Here is an 18,414-nt window from a genome sequence, read left to right as displayed (position 1 = left end):
CTTGTGTATTTCTAAGCTGTTCTTATCGTATTACAATTCAGTATTTTTTGTCAATGATAAATCGGGTCTTAATACAACGGCTTTTTCTAAATATACATGTCTGATCTGATCCTGAGGAACATCTGTCTGGACGGTCATCATGACTCTGATGCACTTTTTCAGACCGCCGATTACGTCCATTTCCTGCATACAGGTTACCGGCACATACTGCCATCCTGAAAGCTCACGAACAGCTTTTGCCGGGAAAACGGAGTGCAAATCAGGTGTCGCCGAAAGAAGCATTTGAACGACATCTTCCGGTTTTGTTTTGTTTTCTTCTATGATTTTCTCTAACAGCTGTTTTGTTTTTTGTAAAATTTCTTCTTCAGTATCTCGTTCAACTGTAGTTGCTCCGCGAATTCCGCGAATCATCATGATGTCTCCTCCAATCGCCATTTGTTCAGCCAGCTCTCAAGTTCATTTCTGGAAAATGTGTGATCAGCAACTTTTCCTAATTCGTTGAGCACGATAAACTGAATCTTCCCGCCGCGGGTTTTCTTATCATTCATCATACGGTCCAATAGAATCGAAGTTTCCGTCTCTTTTTTAATTTGACTTGGATAGCCTAGGCTTATTAGCCAGCTGACCAAACGTTTCCTGTCCATTTCACAGCCCGCTGTCTTTTCGCTTATATATAAAGCAAACTGCATTCCGAGGGCTACGGCATCACCGTGAGTAATCTGTCCGTATCCATATTCGGCCTCAACGGCATGGCCGAGCGTATGTCCAAAGTTTAAGTAAGCTCTAATCCCCTCTTCTTTTTCATCCTGCTGAACGACAGATGCTTTTATTGAAATGCCTTTAAAAATCATGTCATTTAGCTGATCACTGGTGATATCGCGGAGTGAGCGGATATTCAGCAGCTCTTCCAGAAACGCTCTGTCATAGATAAAAGCGTGTTTAATCACTTCTGCCATTCCGGATCGAAGCTCTTTTTCAGGCAGAGAACGCAGGAAGTCTGTATCGTAGAGCACGGCCTTCGGCTGGTAAAACGCACCGATTAAATTTTTTCCGAGCGGATGGTTCACGGCTACCTTTCCTCCGACTGCACTGTCATGCGCCAAAAGCGTCGTAGGCATTTGGATGAAATCAATGCCGCGCATAAAAGTGGCAGCCACAAAACCGGCAAGATCTCCTACAACACCGCCACCGAACGCGATGATGCATGAGGAGCGATCCATATGAAAACGAATCGCTTCACTCTGCAGTCTTGTGTACATGTCCATGGATTTCGCCTGCTCTCCAATCGGCACCGTCACTTTTTTCACAGGCCATTTTTCTTGCAGCAAATGAAGCATTTCATCACCATACAGGCGGTCAACCTCTTCATCCGTGACAAGCATAATCCGTGTTAAAGGCCTGTTTAAAGAGGTTAATAGTTCGCAAGCCTCTTTTCTGATGCCTTGCCCGATAAAAACAGGATACGACGAGGAAGCGGTTTGAACATGCAGTGTTTTCATTAAAATTCCCTCGACAGTTTTCTCATATTCTCCACATTTTCTCTAATACGGTCGATTTGATCTAAGCCGAATTGTTCAACGACTGCGTTGGCAATTTCCCATGCGACAGCCGCTTCAGCTACTACACTTGCCGCAGGCACTGCACAGCTGTCTGAACGTTCAATGCTGGCAGAAAAGGGTTCTTTCGTTTCAATATCTACGCTTTTCAGCGGTTTATACAAAGTCGGAATCGGCTTCATGACTCCGCGGACAACAATCGGCATTCCTGTCGTCATGCCGCCTTCCAGTCCCCCGAGTCTGTTTGTAGCGCGGGTATATCCCTTTTCCTCGTCCCAAATGATCTCGTCATGGACTTCGCTTCCATTTCTTCCGGCTGCTTCAAAGCCGATGCCGAATTCCACACCTTTAAATGCGTTAATTGACAGAACAGCAGCAGCAAGCTTGCTGTCCAGTTTGCGGTCATAATGGACGTAGCTGCCCACGCCTACCGGCATTCCCTCGACAATGACTTCTACAATTCCGCCGATGGAATCTCCGTTGGTTTTCGCTTCATCAATGGCAGCCATCATTTTTTTGCCCGCTTCTTCATCGTAGCATCTGACCGGAGACTCCTCCGTTACACGCTGCAGGTCATCAATTGACGTATATTCTGTTTTTTCAGCTTTAACTGCGCCAATTTGCAATACGTGACCTGCCACCTTAATGCCGAGCTCAGAAAGAATCTTTTTAGCGACAGCTCCTGCCGCCACTCTGACAGTTGTTTCCCTTGCTGAAGAGCGCTCAAGCACATTTCTCATATCACGGTGATTATATTTAATCGCACCGTTTAAGTCAGCGTGCCCAGGTCTCGGTCTGGAAATTTGGCGCTTCATTTCCTTTTCTTCATCCTCTGTAATCGGAGCCGCGCCCATGATTTTGGTCCAATGTTTCCAATCGTTATTTTCAACGACGAGAGCAATTGGTGAACCGAGTGTTCGTGCATGGCGCACCCCGCTCATAATTTTGGCCTGGTCTTTTTCGATCTGCATACGGCGGCCGCGGCCGTGGCCTTTTTGGCGTCTGGCAAGCTCAAAATTGATATCTTCCTCCGTTATGTAAAGCCCGGCAGGCACACCTTCAATAATGGTTGTCAGTTGGGGGCCGTGTGATTCTCCGGCTGTTAAATATCTCATGACTTCTTCTCCCTTCATCGCATTAACGCTTTTAAGTAAAACTACTATAACATATTTTTCAGCAAAAAGTCAGTCTATCTTTTTTGATAAAAGAATGTATCGGCTGGAATCAGGCCAAATTTCTCAGGATTGAAGATTTGCTCGGTGCTGCCGACAAATAGAACTCCATTCTTTTTCAAGCTATGTGCCATTTTTAAATAAAGCTCTTCCTTCGCGCTTTCTGTAAAATAAATAAATACATTGCGGCACACAATTAAGTCAAAGTCTTGTTCATAACGGTCAGCCAGTAGATTGTGCTTTTTGAATGTAATATTCTTTTTGATTTCCGGTTTGACTTCATAACTTCTATTTGCGTTTTGAGTAAAATAACGATCCTTCACAGATGACGGCACTTCTTGTAAAGACCTCTCCTGATAGACGCCTTTTTTCGCTTTTTCCAATGCTTTTTCATCAATATCAGTCGCCAAGATCTGAAAGCCGGGAAGACCTTTTTGCTGATCCAAAAGCATGGCAAGCGTATAAGGCTCCTCACCCGTTGAGCAGGCGGCACTCCATATCTTTAAAGGCTTAGAGTTCTTGATTAACGGCAAAATAGCAGTCTCAAGAACTTCCCATCTTTTATAATTACGATAAAATTCAGAAACATTGATCGTCATTCTGTCCAATGTTTCATTTAAGAGGGCTTGATCCTTTTCCAATGCCGCCGCAAAGTCCTTAAAGCTTTGAAACCCCTTTTTCTCATAAAGCGACGTCAGCCTTCTCTTCATTTGTGCTTCTTTATATAATGTCAAATCGACTCCGGTTAATTGTTTCCACTTCGTTGTAAATACGCTGTATGTATCCATCTCTCTACTCTCCCAGTCTCGCTGTCTTTTTGTCCTAGTATAGCTTGTTTTATCAGGAAATTGTATTGTTTCAATAAAAAAATCAGCTTTGCAGCTGATTTTAGATCGTTAGGAAAGGCAGGAATCTGATGCATCCTGCCATTAAACGCTTTATTCACTTTGATGTAAACCTTTACAAAAGAAAACGAAAACCGCCGGCATTACATGGTGCCGGCTCTGTTACTTATTTTCATAATGATTAATAGATCCAGCCTGCCATGAGCTGTTGATATGTTACTAATTCTTCATTCTTAAAGAAAATGTTAATCTCGCGTTCTGCACTTTCGAGAGAATCAGAGCCGTGGATGATGTTTTTTCCGACAAACATGCCATAATCTCCCCTAATCGTACCAGGCAAAGCTTCTTTAGGATTTGTCTTTCCGATCAGCTGCCTCGTTACTTCAATGACATTTTCGCCTTCCCAAACCATTGCGAATACAGGTCCTGAAGTAATAAACTCAACGAGCTCTCCGAAGAAAGGCTTCCCTTGATGTTCGGCGTAGTGTTTCTCAGCCATTGGTTCAGTCACTCTCATTAACTTGGCACCAGCTAATTGTAAGCCCTTACGTTCGAATCTGGATAAAATATCTCCAATGAGCTGACGTTGGACACCGTCTGGTTTCACCATGATAAAAGTCTTTTCCATCACATTCTCCACCCCATCATTATGTATGTATAGGCTTTCACACTGCACACCGAAATCGTAACATCTTTCTGATAATTAATCAATCCGGGGCGGAGAAATTTCTTAATATCTACAAAAATTAAAATTTTCTTTTACCGATATATTTTGCGATGGCCGCAAGAGACGAACGTGCCCGCCCTCTCGGAAGCGTGTTTAACTTCTGGAAAGCTTTCTGCAAATACATTTCGCTTACTGCCATAGATGCTTCAATCGCATCCGTTTTTTTGATTTCCTCAATGATTGGTTCAAGCTGTTCCTGCGTTGTCTCGCTGTTAATCAATTTAAGCTGATTCTTTAATGCTGGATTTTTCAGAGCATACAGCACTGGCAATGTGACATTCCCTTGAAGCAAATCTCCTCCAACGGGTTTGCCCAGCTCTTCTTCAGTTGAAGTAAAATCAAGGATATCATCAATGATTTGATAAGACATGCCGACGTAATACCCAAACCAGTACAGCGCCTTATGAATCTTTTCATCAGCCCCGGACGCAATAGCACCGAGCTGGCAGCTGACCGCGATCAGGAGCGCCGTTTTTCTTTTGATGCGACGGAGATACGTTCTGAGATTTTGTTCCATGTTGTATTTGTCTTTGATCTGCTCGATTTCCCCAAGACACACTTCAACAATCGTTTGTGACAAAATCCTATGGGCTTTCGGTTCGTTAATTCTCGTCATCATTTCAAGAGATCCCGCAAGCATATAATCGCCTGTGTACATCGCAATGCGATTATCCCACTTTGCTTTGATTGTCGGCTTCCCTCTGCGAAGCTCCGCATCATCAATGACATCATCATGAACCAAAGATGCCATGTGAATCATTTCCAGAGTGACGGCGACATATTTAATCTTATTAATATCGTAATCGCCAAACATGCCGGAAAGCAGCACGAAAACGGGCCGAATACGTTTCCCTCCGGCCTGCAGCAGGTGAAGACCTGCCTCGCTTAAAAGCGGGTAATCGGAACGTACGGTTTGTTCAAGTTCTCTTTCGATTACATCAATATCGTCATTTAAAAAAGAGTAGGCCATTTTAAATTTCATATCATTCACCCAAACATCTGTGTTTTCATTTCCATCCGATATGCGTGGCAGCGACTCCGCCAGTAAACGAATGATATTTGACATTTTTCAGGCCCGCCTCTTCAAACAGGCCTGCCAGTTCCTTCATTCCAGGGAATTCTCTGGCTGATTCTTGAAGCCAAGAATATTCTTTATAGCTCTTCGCAAACAGTTTCCCGAAAAACGGCATAATATACTTAAAGTACATAAAGTAAGCCTGTCTGAATCCGAACATTTCCGGCTGGGACGTTTCCAGACATACCACCTGGCCGCCCGGCTTTACCACACGTCTCATCTCTTTCAATACGGTCAAGTAATCAGGGACATTGCGAAGTCCGAAGCCAATAGTGACATAATCAAATGTATCATCATCAAAAGGAAGCTCCATCGCATTTCCGTGCAGCAGTTCAATTTGGCTGAATCCGCCGTTTTTCACTTTCTGCTGTCCGACACTCAGCATATTTTCACTGAAATCCAAGCCCTTAATCTCGCCGCTTTTTCCGGCTGCTTTTGCAAGAGCGATCGTCCAGTCAGCCGTTCCGCAGCAGACATCAAGCGCTTTGGCGCCTTCTTTCACATCCATAATGCGCATCGTTTTATCGCGCCATTTTTTATGCTGCTGAAAACTGATGACGGAGTTCATTTGGTCGTAGTTTTTAGATATTTTTTCAAATACTCCATGTACGCGCTGTTCTTTTGATTCCTGCATAATGGTTTACCCTTCTTCCACTTTCTGATGATAGGTTTGATCTTGGCTGATTGTCTTCAGACGGTTTAATAAAATGTGCTGAACAGGTGAATTTAGAGGCAAAAGTGACTCAATGCTGTTTTTCGCTTTTTTAAAACAATCTTCTAATATCTCTTCTTTTGTTTTTCCCAGCTGTATAAAACTGCCGATCACATCCAGAAATGTATCATTTCCGTTCATAAGCCGCTTAAATACAAAAAAATCACTCGACAGCTTTTTCCAGCGCGGAAGATTGAAGTGTTCCGCAACCCGATGGAATAAAGCTGATTCAACGATGCCGACACTTTCGAAAAAATCGTGTTCGTCCTTGAAAGAACGGTCATATAGACGAATTTTATGTTCATTGATTTCTTTGATGGCTGTAGCAAGCGTCCGAATCATGTAGATATCCTTCATTTCAGATAGTAAAGAGTAGTACAGCCCGCTGAAATAATCGCCTGCGAGAACAGTCAATTGGCGGTTTTTGTTTTCGTCTCGTTTTATGACTCTGGCTGTCGTCACTTCATCATGGGTATCAAGGGCGCTTTGTACAAGCATCGCTGTTACAATATAATTTTCTCTGTCGTTGTTTTTTATGTCGGCTTCTTCAAATAAAGCATGAAAAAGAAGAAGCTTATCCTCATCAATTTTTGGCGCAGAAATATGCTTCGCTAAATAAGGATGAGACAGCTTTTGTTTTAATTTCGTGTTCAGATTGGCTAAAGTTCCGTAGATGTCTTGCAAAAATATCACCCTTGTCCCCAAATTCACATTTATTTCTTAATCTATGTATGAGTCTTATTTTTTCATTCACTTACGCAGGTATCATTATAGCATAAAAAAAAGAAATTGGCTGTATCCTCCCGCTGTTTGCGAACATTTGCTTTTAACAGCGGGGACAGCCAGCTTATTTTTTTTCGCTTTTCATTTCTCCGTATGCGGTTTGAATGAGTGCCTCTCCTCTGACTTTAATGGCAGAAGTATGCTCTGTGAACTGAGCGATGATTACTTCTCCCTTGTCGAGTTTTTCGGAGTGGTGAAACTTTGTGTCTGTTCCTCTTGTCAGGCCGATCACATTCACTCCGTCCTCAACCGCTTTAATGACGACAAAATCACTTGAATGCTTTTCGTTCATTTATAGCACCCTCTATCTTTATTAGTCCTGGCGTTTAATATGTTCCAATACTTCAGCGCGGGCAGCGGCATCATCTTTGAAAACGCCTCTGACTGCTGAAGTGACAGTTTTTGCACCCGGTTTTCTGACACCGCGCATCGTCATGCACATGTGTTCTGCTTCAACCACTACCATTACGCCATGCGGGTCAAGCGTTTCTACGATGCTTTCCGCAATTGTAGAAGTGATGCGTTCCTGAAGCTGCGGACGCTTTGCAACGGCTTCAACGGCACGTGCCAGTTTGCTGAGTCCTGTGACCTTTCCGCCTCGCGGTATATATGCAACGTGTGCTTTTCCATAAAAGGGAACAAGGTGATGCTCACACATAGAATGAAACGCGATATCTTTTACAAGAACAAGCTCCTCATGGTTTTCACCGAAGATAGTCTGGAAATGTTCTTTTGGATCTTCATTCAAGCCGGAGAATACTTCGGCATACATCTTTGCGACTCTTTTCGGGGTATCAAGAAGCCCTTCTCTATTCGGGTCTTCTCCGATCGCTTCTAAAATTTGACGAACAGCTTGTTCGATTTGCTCTTTATTAACTTCTTTCATGTTCTATGTCCTCCACCAATGAATACATTTAATTTCGATTCTAGCACACATGCCCCGCTAAAAGCAAAGTGAATGCCCTGTCAGGAAGCCCATGCTCTTGAAATATGAAAAGCCCCTTAGAAAGGGGCTTTTCTGTGAAGAAATAAAGTGTATGTAAGCTAGATGCATACACGATCTATATTCACAATTATTTTCCAGCAACTGCGTCTTTAAGCGCTTTACCTGGTTTGAAAGCAGGTACTTTGCTTGCTGGAATTTCGATTTCTTCACCTGTTTGAGGGTTGCGTCCTTTACGTGCAGAACGTTCACGCACCTCGAAGTTACCAAAACCGATCAGTTGGATTTTATCACCGTTTTTAAGTGCATCTAAGATCGTATCAAAAACAGAGTCAACTGCTTTTGTAGCGTCTTTTTTAGACAATTCGCTTGCTTCTGCAACCGCATTGATAAGTTCTGTTTTGTTCATGCCTTTCACCTCCTCCCAAAAGGAATACATTCAGTTCGTTTATTATCATTTCTTCACAGTTCAGTCTGATTCTAAACCTGTCTCAGAAAAAAATCAGAGCAGGCAAGAGAAAGACAATTAAACGGCTTTTTAAGAAAAACTGCACTCTGAGGAATGTTTGTCCAACAAAGTGAAGAATTTCTGTATGTAGAGTAACACATATAAAAAGCCATATCAAGCATTTTAAAGCGTCAATCCCTTGCTCGTCAAGGATTTAACGTGATTTACCGAACAAATATTCCTTTTTTTCCTTTTTTCATCCTATTCCTTGATCCTTTTCCATTATTAAGAGCATAGAAAAAAGACCTCCCATTCTATAAAGAGGTCTTCCGGTATTACAGGATGATGGCGATTAAGCCGCCTGAACCTTCGTTTATAATTCTTTCTAACGTTTCTTTTAATTTGTACCGTGCATTTTCAGGCATTAATGACAGCTTTGCCTGAATCCCTTCTCTCACAATTGAGCTCAGTGACCTTCCGAAGATATCGGAGTTCCAGATGGAGAGCGGATCATCCTCAAAGTCCTGCATTAAATAGCGCACAAGCTCTTCGCTTTGTTTTTCCGTTCCGATAATCGGCGCGAATTCGCTTTCGACGTCTACTTTGATCATATGGATCGACGGAGCGACAGCCTTCAGCCTCACACCAAATCGTGAGCCCTGCCGTATAATTTCCGGCTCATCGAGACTCATATCAGTTAAAGCAGGCGCCGCAATGCCGTATCCCGTCTGTTTGACCATTTTTAAGGCATCGGACACTTGATCATATTCTGTTTTCGCATGAGCAAAGTCCTGCATGAGCTCAAGCAGATGGTCTCTTCCTCTAATTTCAACGCCAACCACTTCTTTCAGGATTTGATCATATAATTGATCCGGCGCATACAAGTCAATTTCAGCCACCCCTTGGCCAAGCTCGATTCCGGCTAATCCGGCACTTTCAATGAACTCAAACTCGCTGAATTGGCCGACAACCCTGTCAACGTCCCGGAGACGCTTAATATCCTTAACCGTTTCCTTTACGGATTCCTGATAGCTTTCACGCAGCCAATGGTTTTCTTTCAGCACCATTACCCAGCTTGGGAGATTGACATTCACTTCAAGCACCGGAAACTCATAGAGGGCCTCTCTGAGCACATTCAGCACATCTGATTCCCGCATGCTTTCCACGCTCATTGCCAATACCGGGATATCATATTTTTCGCTTAAATCCTGACGCATGGCTTCTGTTTCCGGGTGATACGGCCTGACTGAATTGATGACCATGATAAAGGGTTTGCCAACCTCTTTCAGCTCTTCAATGACTCTTTCTTCAGCCTCTATATAGTCACTTCTGGCGATATCTCCAATGGTGCCGTCTGTCGTAATGACAACTCCGATGGTCGAGTGTTCTTGAATGACTTTTCGTGTGCCGATTTCAGCAGCCTCATGAAATGGGATCGGTTCTTCGTACCAAGGCGTGTTGATCATCCGCGGCCCGTTTTCATCTTCATATCCTTTTGCGCCGGGCACTGTGTAACCTACACAATCTACTAATCTTATATTGACATCGAGTCCGTCTGACACATGAACAGACATCGCCTGATTCGGAACAAATTTAGGCTCTGTAGTCATAATCGTCTTGCCGGCTGCGCTCTGCGGCAGTTCATCCTGCGCACGGGCCCGGTCTGCTTCGTTACTGATATTCGGGAGCACCACAAGCTCCATAAATTTTTTAATGAACGTGGATTTTCCTGTACGGACAGCACCTACGACTCCTAAGTATATATCGCCTCCTGTTCGTTCAGCGATATCCTTGAAAATATCGACCTTTTCCAAGTGATCCCCTCCCGGACTTCCTATCCTTATCAATTTTATTAAACTCTTTCAATCAAACACAGGACACTATATGTGTATGACGTTGTCCTATTTCAATATGACATCTTTAGAAAATTTCCCATCCTCAATCTATTAAAGTATAAAAAAACCTTTCTCCCTATTTGTATGCACTGGAGAAAGGTTCATTCCTATTTGATATCATTTTCTAAAAAAACAGGTTCCTGTTTGTCATTTACCGTATATTTCACAGAAAACGCGGGGACAAAGGGGGTTTCTTGCCAAATCATATCCTGGATTTCAGACCCGGGTTTAAACGTTTTTTTGCTTTTTTTGAGAAAAGAAGCCAGCTCAGTCCGGTAATCGGCGTATATTTCTCCGTCTCCGTCAATCATAAGCGGCAAGGAATTCCCTGAGATTGGGCTTGTCACTGTAAGAGAGCTTCCATCTCCCAGCTTCTTCTCATCGAGTGTAAATAAATCATGTGATAACACATCCTTGTAAGGCGGATATTGATGCTCCTGGCGGTACATTTGGACACGCAATTTTACATCGCGGATTTTTTCAGCCATCCTTAGATCAATCAATTTAACAGTTGGATCGTTCTCTACGTCAACAAGCACGTATTGATAGTCTCCCCCGCTTTCATATGCCGTGCTCGGGGGTTCAGCTATATATCTCGGCGCTAAACGGTTAAAGTCTATCGGATACTTTTGATATAGCGGTGTCGACATATCTTTTGTTTGAATGGGAAGCAGCCCTCCATTTGCCTTTTGAAATTCATCAATAGCAGACTGGACCTGCTTTAGCTGGTCCTGATAAGGAATGGCATGTACACTGCTTTTCCGCTCATTTGGATATAAACAGCCTGATAAAAACACGACTGCCGCAAAAATCATAGCGCACTTCAGTTTACCCATACAGCACTTCCTTTTACAGCTTTATTCATTGACAGGGCCGCTGAATACCACAACAAACACAATAATTCCAGATATGAGCATACACATGAAAGCGAATGACGAAACCGCAATCTTCAAAAAACGGTTTTGGCACTTAAAGCGGCTTAAATAGATGGAAGCTACAGCCAGAAACATCAGACCCATGGACCCTAGTGCAAACCACATTTTCATCAATGCCAGACTCAATGACCTGCGCCTCCCCGATATGTATGATGTAAGCGTTATATTTTAATTTTAATATACAGCCCCGGAAAAGATCAACCAGATTTTCCATCCTTTGATAAAACAAAAAAACTGAAGCAAAGAGGGGGACCTTCGCTTCAGTCAACTTGACTATATTCACCTGCACGTTTAAGAAACACTCTCTTGGACTTCGATGCTATAGTATGCGACTTGGCATACAGATGCATCCTCTATTGCCTAAATCGGCAAAATGTTTCAGGAGATTCCAAGACTTGGGTGTCCTTCTGTTTTTCGGGCTTTCGTTCAATTAAGATATGCGATCTCCCATACGATTGACACTTTTACTTCACTTGATTTTCAAACGTATTGACAAGATCCTCCATCTCGTGGGTTTTCCCTCTCGCCATTAAAGATTCAACAGCAGTTTCCACTTTTTGTCCGTTAAATAGAACTTGATGGAGTGCTTCTGTAATCGGCATTTTCACATCATATTTCTTCGAAAGCTGGTAAGCCGCTTTTGTTGTGCGGACACCTTCGACTACCATTCCCATCTCTTCAAGAACGTCTTCAAGCTTGTACCCTTTTCCGAGCAAATTGCCGGCACGCCAGTTTCTGGAATGAACACTTGTGCACGTCACAATCAGATCGCCTACTCCTGTCAATCCAGAAAACGTCAGGGGATTCCCGCCCATTTTCGTTCCGAGTCTCGCGATTTCAGCAAGTCCGCGTGTAATCAAAGCGGCTTTGGCATTGTCACCATATCCTAAACCGTCTGTGATTCCTGCGGCAAGGGCAATAATATTTTTTAAAGCCCCGCCGATTTCAACTCCGATAATGTCAGGGTTTGTGTACACCCGGAAATTGTGATTAATAAATAAATCCTGCACCGCTTCTGCTGCCCTCATGCTCTTTGAAGATGAAGTAACGGTCGTTGGATGCCGCAGCCCCACTTCTTCCGCATGACTCGGCCCCGAAAGGACAACAATATCTTTTCTGACATCGCTCGGGAGCTCGATTTCCATAATCTCAGAAATGCGCAGGAGTGAATCCGGCTCTATGCCCTTGCTGACATGAACAAAGACTGCCTTTTTCGTCATAAAAGGCACAGCCTGCCTCAGCACTTCCCGAATTGCTTTTGTCGGAACCGCAACGATAATGAAATCTGCGTCCGAAACAGCTTTCCCGATATTCGTTGTTGCCTCTATTGATTCTGGAAGCTTGACGTTCGGCAAATAATCCTTATTTTCATGCTGATCATTAATTTGATGAAACAGCTCTGCACGGTGCCCCCACATGGTTACATCGTGATGATTATCGGCTAACACTAAAGCCAATGCCGTCCCCCAGCTTCCCGCTCCGAGCATAGTGACTCTTTTCATATTTGCTTCACACCTTTTTATTTTCTAGCTCTTGCAAATATTTTGATTGGTGTCCCCTCAAAACCGAACGCATCTCTGATTCGGTTTTCTAAAAAGCGTTCGTACGAAAAATGCATCAATTCCGGATCGTTTACAAATACAACGAAGCTAGGTGGCTTCACCGACACTTGAGTCGCGTAATAAATCTTCAAGCGAGAACCGTTATGAGTCGGCGTCGGGTTCATTGCCACAGCATCCATGATGACATCATTTAAGACATTCGTTTGAACTCGAAGTGAATGGTTTTCGCTTGCTTTGATAATCGCAGGCATCAGCGTATGGATCCGTTTTGTCGTTAAGGCTGACATGAATAGGATTGACGCATAATCAAGAAATTGAAAATGATCACGGATATTTTCTTCAAATTCTTTCATCGTGCTTTCATCTTTGTCAACAGCATCCCATTTGTTTACGACGATCACGACGGCTTTACCCGCTTCGTGTGCATAACCGGCGATACGTTTGTCCTGTTCAATAATGCCTTCTTCGCCATCCAGCACAACCGCAACGACTTCTGAGCGGTCAATTGCTTTCAGCGCGCGCAGCACACTGTACTTTTCAGTCGTTTCATAAACTTTCCCTTTTTTTCGCATACCAGCAGTATCGACAATGACAAACTCCTGCTGGTTGTACGTAAATGCCGTATCAACAGCATCTCTTGTCGTTCCTGCCACGTTGCTGACAATGACACGCTCTTCGCCGAGCATCGCATTCACAAGTGAGGATTTTCCGACATTCGGGCGTCCGATCAGGCAAAATTGAATAACTTCTTCATCATATTTCGTTTCAGGAATGTTTTTAAAATGCTCTGCAACGGCATCAAGTAAATCTCCTAATCCGAGTCCGTGTGTTCCCGAAATTGGATACGGCTCGCCAAAACCAAGCGAATAAAAATCATAAATATTCGCTCTCATTTCTGTGTTATCCAGTTTATTAACTGCCAAAACAACAGGCTTTTTCGTGCGGTACAAAATTTTTGCTACTTCTTCATCAGCAGCTGTTACGCCTTCACGGCCGTTCACCATAAAAATAATGACGTCCGCTTCATCCATGGCGATTTCAGCCTGCTGGCGAATTTGCGCTAAGAATGGCTCATCACCGATATCAATACCGCCAGTATCAATCAAATTAAAATCATAATTCAGCCATTCAGCCGAGCTGTATATCCGATCCCTTGTCACACCAGGGGTATCTTCTACTATTGAAATTCTTTCTCCCGCAATCCGATTAAAGATTGTGGATTTTCCTACATTTGGTCTCCCGACAATGGCTACGACAGGTTTACCCATAGTACCCTTCCTTTCGATCCAGCCGCTTTCATTTTTACATAAATTTTCAACCGGTTATTAAAATCATTTCATTCACTTTTATGAAAAGAAACCCTTCAGAGGAAGGGCTTAACTCATTTATTATATCAGTTTTTACTGGGATCACAACTATTCTTAGAAATGTTTCACGATCAAATACACGTCATCTCCAATTCTATGCGCTATTCCATCAAGGATCGCCTCAAGATTTTTAGCGAAAAGCTCCATCTCCTTTTGGTCATTGCAAAAAAAGACAGGCGCTCCCCCTGCAGCCCGGTTTCGGTTCGTCGTGATCACAGACAAAATCACTTTCGTGAGAGATTCGCTCATCCTATCACCTTATCCTGGTTCTTGATAAATTCTGTCGGCATTCTGATCGCGTTCTCCAAGGTTGGAACATTGCTGATGATCTGAACAGCCGTTTCGGGGTGGTTAATTTGCGGCAGAACAAAGACTGCTACTCTCCCGTCATTTAAATCACGTTTTGCAATGGGGGTCAGAGACGGCTCGCCTGAATCCCGATAAACCCCGAGCACATTAGAAACATCAAATAAAATCGCCTGACGCTGCCCTAAGTTGGCAATCGTCGCTGCTGAATTAAAGTTTTTTGGCGTTAAAATAAAGCCCATGCCATGCTTTAAAATCAGCTCTTGTTTCTCCGGAAGTCCGATATTCATCATATAAATATTATCAACAAACAGTCCCGGACCGTCAAAGTGAGGTTTTATGTACTCGATGTCGACAATATCCTTCAACACACTGCCCGACATAAATTTCATTGCCAGCAAAAAACAAACAACAGCCGCTAAGACTGCAGCCCATATGGATAAAAACACATACGCAGAGGTTGTTAAAAGCGCTGTAAAGATTACGATATAATTTCTGCTTTCAAACGCAATGGCAATTCCCTCAATATATGTGCTTCCCCTTGAGACAAGTTCATATGAATCCATTTGCGTCAGTGTGTTCCGCTCCATGTTTCGGACATCTCTAAATTGTGTCGCTGCCAACGTTAAAAATGTGATGGCCGTAAATTCCTCCTGCAAAAGCGCCGGCATAATAATTGCCCCTAAACCAGCCGCTATCAGCCCTAGTGCAATGTGAATCACTTTCCCATGAACATAGGTCGGATACTGGCGGTAATCCGTTTTGAGCATATAAAGCCTTGTCGCGACGCCGGCAATGACCCCGGCAATAATCGGATAGATGTAATCACTCATGACATTTTGGTAGCTCCTTTGTTTGATCTTTTGCTTTTTTGACCAATCTGGCTTGCGAGCTGTTCGTATTTGGATATGCCAAACAGCAATATCATGCCTGCAGAACAAGCATTCAGCCATTGAAAGCCGCCGACAGCCAAAGTCCCGGCCAACTTTTGAATCACAAATGAATACACCAGTTCGCCTTGGCACATCCCTAAGACAAATAAGGCAAGCTGCTTCTCGAAATTCCTTTCAACCGAAGCTGTCAAAAGCACTATTAATATAACGGCCGCCCACTCAGGTTTTATGATGAACCAAACCGGATCATATAATGCAAAAAGATAAACAAACGCATACCCGCCAACAAGCGTCAGAAAGACCATGAGATAACGAAAACGATACATTCCCAAATACCCGGCATAGACACACCCGCAGACGAAAAACATCATATAAGCAGCATTTAGGGTAAAATATAAAGTGATGTCATGTATGCTTAAAATAATATTAGTCAAAATAAAGACAGAGACGGCAAATCGTCTTTTCGTCTTTTCAAAAATAAAGGTTGTCAGGACCCACAAAAACCACATTGACCAATAGTAATAAAATTGTTCCATTTTGCTTCCTCCATACTCCCAGTATGGAGCCCAAGCGCATTTTTTAAACAATCCATCTCACATAAAGGAGCATGATCATGGGAAAAGACAGACAGGAGAAAAAACTCAAAGCTTCGGGCAGAGTCGAATCAGACCGCGACCAGTCCATTCACTATGACGGAGCGACAAGCCTTGAACAAAACGGAAGATTTAAAAAGAGAAAATCATAATACAAAAAGCCCAAAACTCATTAGGTTTTGGGCTTTTATCATTTATCTCATACCATAGCTGGACGTATCGATCCCTCTCTCTGTGAGCCAGTGATGGGTTTCACCTTTGATTACAAGAGGCGCCTTTTGCAAATCAGCAATCGTTCTGGCGCCCAGCACGGTCATAATCATTTTTAATTCCTCAAGGATCAGCTGAATCTCCTCAAGCAGTCCTTCCTCTCCGCTATCAGTCAACGCCTTTAAAAAGTGTCCTGCCATTCCGGTGCAAGAGGCCCCTAGCGCAATTGCCTTTGCCACATCAAGCGCACCCTGCAGGCCGCCGGAGGCAATCATTGTGCTTGCAGGAAACGCAGAACGGATTTCCGCCAAACTTGCAGCTGTCGAAATGCCCCATGAGTTAAAAAAAGTGATTTGCCGCTGCCTTCGGAGATTTTCGATTTTCGAAAAATTTGTACCCCCGTAGCCGCTAATATCAACAGCTGCAGCACCAGCTTCATACAGCTTCCCTGCTGACTCCTTGCTCATACCAAAGCCGACTTCTTTCACAATGACTGGTACACTGACCTGACTGCAAATTTGCTCAATGCGGTCCAGAGCGCCGCTAAAGCTTCTGTCCCCTTCAGGCATCACAATTTCCTGAATCACATTCAAGTGAATTTGCAGGGCATTTGCTTCAATCATATCAACTGCTTCCTTCGCCTGATCAGCTGTCGCCTCGCTTCCCAGGTTGGCAAAAATCAGTCCGTTTGGGTTTTCCTTTCGAACGATTTCATACGAAACACGCTCTGAGGGATCTTTTAATGCTGACATTTGTGATCCGACAGCAAGAGGTATTCCAGCTTGACGAGCCGCTCGTGCAAGCGATTTATTAATTTCATATGTAAGTTGTCCGCCGCCGCCAGTCATTGCATTGATAAAAATCGGCGAACTGCTTGAAAGTTCGCCGATTTTTGTGGAAATATCTACTTGTTCTAATGCAAGATCGGGCAGACTGACATGAACAAACGTAATATCATCAAGACCTGTTTCCCGCTTTTGACCGGTGGACAGGGCATGATTGATGTGTTGTCTTTTCCGTTCTGCTCGAGTCACGTTTATCACCAATTATTTTAGTTTATTCAGCTTATCTCCGATCAAGTCTCCAAGCTGGAAGCCAGTGCTTGTTTCTTCCTTCGCCTGATATTGACGGTAATCCTCTTGATCGGCTTTAGGTGCTTCTTCTAGTTCACGCATGCTTAATGAAATGCGCTCCTCATTTTCATTCACATCAAGAACCTTCACTTTTACAGTCTGTCCTTCTTCAAGGACTTCATGCGGCGTGCCGATGTGTTTATTGGAAATTTGAGAAATATGAACGAGACCTTCAACACCTGGAAGGATTTCAACAAAGGCACCGAAGCTGACAAGACGCTGTACAGTTCCTTCAAGCACATCGCCAGACTTCACTTTCTCGCCGATTTGGCTCCACGGTCCAGGCAATGTATCTTTGATGGATAAAGAAATACGTTCATTATCACGGTCTACAGATAATACTTTCACTTTTACTTCTTGTCCCTCTTCAACAACATCAGACGGCTTCTCTACATGGGAGTGGGAAAGCTGTGAAATGTGTACAAGTCCGTCGATACCGCCGATATCAACAAATGCGCCAAAATCAGTCAGGCGCTGCACTTTGCCATCAAGTACACTTCCAACTTCAAGAGACTGAAGAAGTTCTTGTTTTTTATTCGCTTGTTCACTTTCAACAACAGCACGGTGTGAAAGGATGACGCGGTTTTTGTCACGGTCAAGCTCTACAACGAGCAGAGACAGTGTTTTCCCTTTATAGTCAGTGAAATCTTCAACGAAATGCGCTTCAACAAGTGATGCCGGAATAAAACCGCGAACGCCGATATCAACGACAAGGCCGCCTTTCACGACATCTTTCACTTCAGCTTCAAACACTTCTTTTGTTTCAAATTTTTTCTCAAGGTCTTCCCAAGCGCGGTCTGCATCAACAGCACGTTTAGATAAAATCAAAGCATCGTCTTCCACTTTTGTTACTTTCAGGTCAAGCTCGTCGTCTACTTTAACAACATCCGATGCTTTCTCTACATGAAGACTTGATAATTCACTGATTGGAATAATGCCGGACTGTTTGACATTGATAATTTCAACATCCACATGTTTGTCCTCTACCTTTGTCACAATCCCTTTAACTACATCTCCAACCTCTGGCACTTGAACATCAATTTGATTCATTTCCTCTGTCATTTGAATAACCTCCTTGGTCCAAACCTACACAGCTTAATTAAAACGGTTTGAAAGCTGAACATATAAACATGCCCGCTTTTTAGCCGAATATGTATTAAAGAATCATCCAAAAAAGTTTTTTGAATGATCAATAAAAAGTTTTATTAGTATTAACTTCTAATAAAAGGACAGGTTTGTCAAGCAATAACATTCTTTCT

22 protein-coding genes are annotated in these 18,414 nt (G+C 43.2%); 1 reads left to right on the top strand and 21 read right to left on the bottom strand.

The window, feature by feature from the left end; all coding sequences use genetic code 11:
• Nucleotides 1-30: 30 nt before the first annotated feature.
• The 19 genes from aroH to AC0DBE_RS03845 all read right to left on the bottom strand — a co-directional run bounded on the left by aroH (nucleotide 31) and on the right by AC0DBE_RS03845 (nucleotide 15,755).
• Nucleotides 31-414 (bottom strand): chorismate mutase, encoded by a 384-nt coding sequence (gene aroH / locus AC0DBE_RS03935; RefSeq protein WP_014114208.1) that lies wholly within the window; start codon nucleotides 412-414, stop codon nucleotides 31-33.
• On the bottom strand, nucleotides 411-1,499 hold the full coding sequence (gene aroB, locus AC0DBE_RS03930) for a 3-dehydroquinate synthase (RefSeq protein WP_472961140.1): 1,089 nt from the start codon (nucleotides 1,497-1,499) through the stop codon (nucleotides 411-413). The genes aroH and aroB overlap by 4 nt, the downstream gene beginning before the upstream one ends.
• Entirely contained in the window at nucleotides 1,499-2,671 is a 1,173-nt protein-coding gene (aroC, locus tag AC0DBE_RS03925; protein ID WP_472961138.1) for a chorismate synthase, read from the bottom strand. The genes aroB and aroC overlap by 1 nt, the downstream gene beginning before the upstream one ends.
• 74 nt (nucleotides 2,672-2,745) lie before the next feature.
• Complete coding sequence (gene cheR, locus AC0DBE_RS03920) at nucleotides 2,746-3,516, bottom strand: protein-glutamate O-methyltransferase CheR (protein WP_072566487.1); 771 nt, start codon at nucleotides 3,514-3,516, stop codon at nucleotides 2,746-2,748.
• A gap of 238 nt (nucleotides 3,517-3,754) precedes the next feature.
• A complete protein-coding gene (gene ndk / locus AC0DBE_RS03915; RefSeq protein WP_472961135.1) occupies nucleotides 3,755-4,204 on the bottom strand; it encodes a nucleoside-diphosphate kinase in 450 nt (149 codons plus the stop codon).
• A 115-nt stretch (nucleotides 4,205-4,319) separates the two neighbouring features.
• On the bottom strand, nucleotides 4,320-5,282 hold the full coding sequence (hepT, locus tag AC0DBE_RS03910) for a heptaprenyl diphosphate synthase component II (protein ID WP_003246013.1): 963 nt from the start codon (nucleotides 5,280-5,282) through the stop codon (nucleotides 4,320-4,322).
• 25 nt (nucleotides 5,283-5,307) lie between these two features.
• Entirely contained in the window at nucleotides 5,308-6,009 is a 702-nt protein-coding gene (gene menG, locus AC0DBE_RS03905) for a demethylmenaquinone methyltransferase (RefSeq protein ID WP_014114213.1), read from the bottom strand.
• Between the two features lie 6 nt (nucleotides 6,010-6,015).
• Nucleotides 6,016-6,771 (bottom strand): heptaprenyl diphosphate synthase component 1, encoded by a 756-nt coding sequence (gene hepS, locus AC0DBE_RS03900; protein WP_003225519.1) that lies wholly within the window; start codon nucleotides 6,769-6,771, stop codon nucleotides 6,016-6,018.
• Nucleotides 6,772-6,934: 163 nt separating this feature from the next.
• Complete coding sequence (mtrB, locus tag AC0DBE_RS03895) at nucleotides 6,935-7,162, bottom strand: trp RNA-binding attenuation protein MtrB (protein WP_003225517.1); 228 nt, start codon at nucleotides 7,160-7,162, stop codon at nucleotides 6,935-6,937.
• Between the two features lie 21 nt (nucleotides 7,163-7,183).
• Nucleotides 7,184-7,756, bottom strand: coding sequence for a GTP cyclohydrolase I FolE (gene folE / locus AC0DBE_RS03890; RefSeq protein WP_003225516.1), 573 nt, complete (start codon nucleotides 7,754-7,756; stop codon nucleotides 7,184-7,186).
• Between the two features lie 187 nt (nucleotides 7,757-7,943).
• A complete protein-coding gene (gene hbs / locus AC0DBE_RS03885) occupies nucleotides 7,944-8,222 on the bottom strand; it encodes a non-specific DNA-binding protein Hbs (protein WP_003153447.1) in 279 nt (92 codons plus the stop codon).
• A 374-nt stretch (nucleotides 8,223-8,596) separates the two neighbouring features.
• The gene (spoIVA, locus tag AC0DBE_RS03880; RefSeq protein ID WP_041520986.1) at nucleotides 8,597-10,075 is read right to left on the bottom strand and encodes a stage IV sporulation protein A; all 1,479 of its coding nucleotides are present in this window, start codon (nucleotides 10,073-10,075) and stop codon (nucleotides 8,597-8,599) included.
• Nucleotides 10,076-10,263: 188 nt separating this feature from the next.
• Nucleotides 10,264-10,992: a hypothetical protein gene (locus AC0DBE_RS03875; RefSeq protein WP_472961131.1), complete on the bottom strand. Its 729-nt coding sequence runs from the start codon at nucleotides 10,990-10,992 to the stop codon at nucleotides 10,264-10,266.
• A gap of 21 nt (nucleotides 10,993-11,013) precedes the next feature.
• Complete coding sequence (locus tag AC0DBE_RS03870; protein WP_003225508.1) at nucleotides 11,014-11,217, bottom strand: DUF2768 domain-containing protein; 204 nt, start codon at nucleotides 11,215-11,217, stop codon at nucleotides 11,014-11,016.
• Between the two features lie 338 nt (nucleotides 11,218-11,555).
• On the bottom strand, nucleotides 11,556-12,593 hold the full coding sequence (locus AC0DBE_RS03865; RefSeq protein WP_472961129.1) for an NAD(P)H-dependent glycerol-3-phosphate dehydrogenase: 1,038 nt from the start codon (nucleotides 12,591-12,593) through the stop codon (nucleotides 11,556-11,558).
• Between the two features lie 17 nt (nucleotides 12,594-12,610).
• Nucleotides 12,611-13,921 carry a ribosome biogenesis GTPase Der gene (gene der / locus AC0DBE_RS03860; RefSeq protein ID WP_472961127.1) on the bottom strand — a complete coding sequence of 437 codons (1,311 nt, stop codon included), beginning with the start codon at nucleotides 13,919-13,921 and terminating at the stop codon, nucleotides 12,611-12,613.
• A gap of 153 nt (nucleotides 13,922-14,074) precedes the next feature.
• The gene (locus AC0DBE_RS03855) at nucleotides 14,075-14,269 is read right to left on the bottom strand and encodes a capping complex subunit for YIEGIA (RefSeq protein ID WP_004398137.1); all 195 of its coding nucleotides are present in this window, start codon (nucleotides 14,267-14,269) and stop codon (nucleotides 14,075-14,077) included.
• The gene (locus AC0DBE_RS03850; protein WP_014114219.1) at nucleotides 14,266-15,159 is read right to left on the bottom strand and encodes a YIEGIA family protein; all 894 of its coding nucleotides are present in this window, start codon (nucleotides 15,157-15,159) and stop codon (nucleotides 14,266-14,268) included. The genes AC0DBE_RS03855 and AC0DBE_RS03850 overlap by 4 nt, the downstream gene beginning before the upstream one ends.
• A complete protein-coding gene (locus tag AC0DBE_RS03845) occupies nucleotides 15,156-15,755 on the bottom strand; it encodes a YphA family membrane protein (protein ID WP_014114220.1) in 600 nt (199 codons plus the stop codon). The genes AC0DBE_RS03850 and AC0DBE_RS03845 overlap by 4 nt, the downstream gene beginning before the upstream one ends.
• A gap of 77 nt (nucleotides 15,756-15,832) precedes the next feature.
• Here AC0DBE_RS03845 and AC0DBE_RS03840 point away from each other — a divergent pair, with 77 nt between their 5' ends.
• Nucleotides 15,833-15,964, top strand: coding sequence for a YpzI family protein (locus AC0DBE_RS03840; protein WP_003225499.1), 132 nt, complete (start codon nucleotides 15,833-15,835; stop codon nucleotides 15,962-15,964).
• Nucleotides 15,965-16,006: 42 nt separating this feature from the next.
• Here the strand turns inward: AC0DBE_RS03840 and fni are convergent, their stop codons facing one another.
• Nucleotides 16,007-17,056, bottom strand: a complete 1,050-nt coding sequence (fni, locus tag AC0DBE_RS03835) for a type 2 isopentenyl-diphosphate Delta-isomerase (protein ID WP_079288174.1) — start codon at nucleotides 17,054-17,056, stop codon at nucleotides 16,007-16,009.
• A gap of 12 nt (nucleotides 17,057-17,068) precedes the next feature.
• Nucleotides 17,069-18,217, bottom strand: coding sequence for a 30S ribosomal protein S1 (gene rpsA / locus AC0DBE_RS03830; protein ID WP_014114222.1), 1,149 nt, complete (start codon nucleotides 18,215-18,217; stop codon nucleotides 17,069-17,071).
• Nucleotides 18,218-18,414 lie beyond the last annotated feature (197 nt).

It is taken from the genome of Bacillus sp. VA15 (assembly GCF_055721145.1).
Note: the sequence above shows the minus strand (reverse complement) of the source record. Positions and strands in the feature narration are given on the sequence as shown.

Bases quoted from the DNA above. Each gene is read 5' to 3' on its own strand.
- der (WP_472961127.1), bottom strand. From the start codon at position 13,921: ATGGGTAAACCTGTCGTAGCCATTGTCGGGAGACCAAATGTAGGAAAA.
- menG (WP_014114213.1), bottom strand. From the start codon at position 6,009: ATGCAGGAATCAAAAGAACAGCGCGTACATGGAGTATTTGAAAAAATA.
- AC0DBE_RS03875 (WP_472961131.1), bottom strand. From the start codon at position 10,992: ATGGGTAAACTGAAGTGCGCTATGATTTTTGCGGCAGTCGTGTTTTTA.
- AC0DBE_RS03845 (WP_014114220.1), bottom strand. From the start codon at position 15,755: ATGGAACAATTTTATTACTATTGGTCAATGTGGTTTTTGTGGGTCCTG.
- AC0DBE_RS03855 (WP_004398137.1), bottom strand. From the start codon at position 14,269: ATGAGCGAATCTCTCACGAAAGTGATTTTGTCTGTGATCACGACGAAC.
- aroC (WP_472961138.1), bottom strand. From the start codon at position 2,671: ATGAGATATTTAACAGCCGGAGAATCACACGGCCCCCAACTGACAACC.
- AC0DBE_RS03865 (WP_472961129.1), bottom strand. From the start codon at position 12,593: ATGAAAAGAGTCACTATGCTCGGAGCGGGAAGCTGGGGGACGGCATTG.
- aroH (WP_014114208.1), bottom strand. From the start codon at position 414: ATGATGATTCGCGGAATTCGCGGAGCAACTACAGTTGAACGAGATACT.
- folE (WP_003225516.1), bottom strand. From the start codon at position 7,756: ATGAAAGAAGTTAATAAAGAGCAAATCGAACAAGCTGTTCGTCAAATT.
- hepT (WP_003246013.1), bottom strand. From the start codon at position 5,282: ATGAAATTTAAAATGGCCTACTCTTTTTTAAATGACGATATTGATGTA.
- mtrB (WP_003225517.1), bottom strand. From the start codon at position 7,162: ATGAACGAAAAGCATTCAAGTGATTTTGTCGTCATTAAAGCGGTTGAG.
- cheR (WP_072566487.1), bottom strand. From the start codon at position 3,516: ATGGATACATACAGCGTATTTACAACGAAGTGGAAACAATTAACCGGA.
- rpsA (WP_014114222.1), bottom strand. From the start codon at position 18,217: ATGACAGAGGAAATGAATCAAATTGATGTTCAAGTGCCAGAGGTTGGA.
- AC0DBE_RS03850 (WP_014114219.1), bottom strand. From the start codon at position 15,159: ATGAGTGATTACATCTATCCGATTATTGCCGGGGTCATTGCCGGCGTC.
- aroB (WP_472961140.1), bottom strand. From the start codon at position 1,499: ATGAAAACACTGCATGTTCAAACCGCTTCCTCGTCGTATCCTGTTTTT.
- AC0DBE_RS03840 (WP_003225499.1), top strand. From the start codon at position 15,833: ATGGGAAAAGACAGACAGGAGAAAAAACTCAAAGCTTCGGGCAGAGTC.
- hbs (WP_003153447.1), bottom strand. From the start codon at position 8,222: ATGAACAAAACAGAACTTATCAATGCGGTTGCAGAAGCAAGCGAATTG.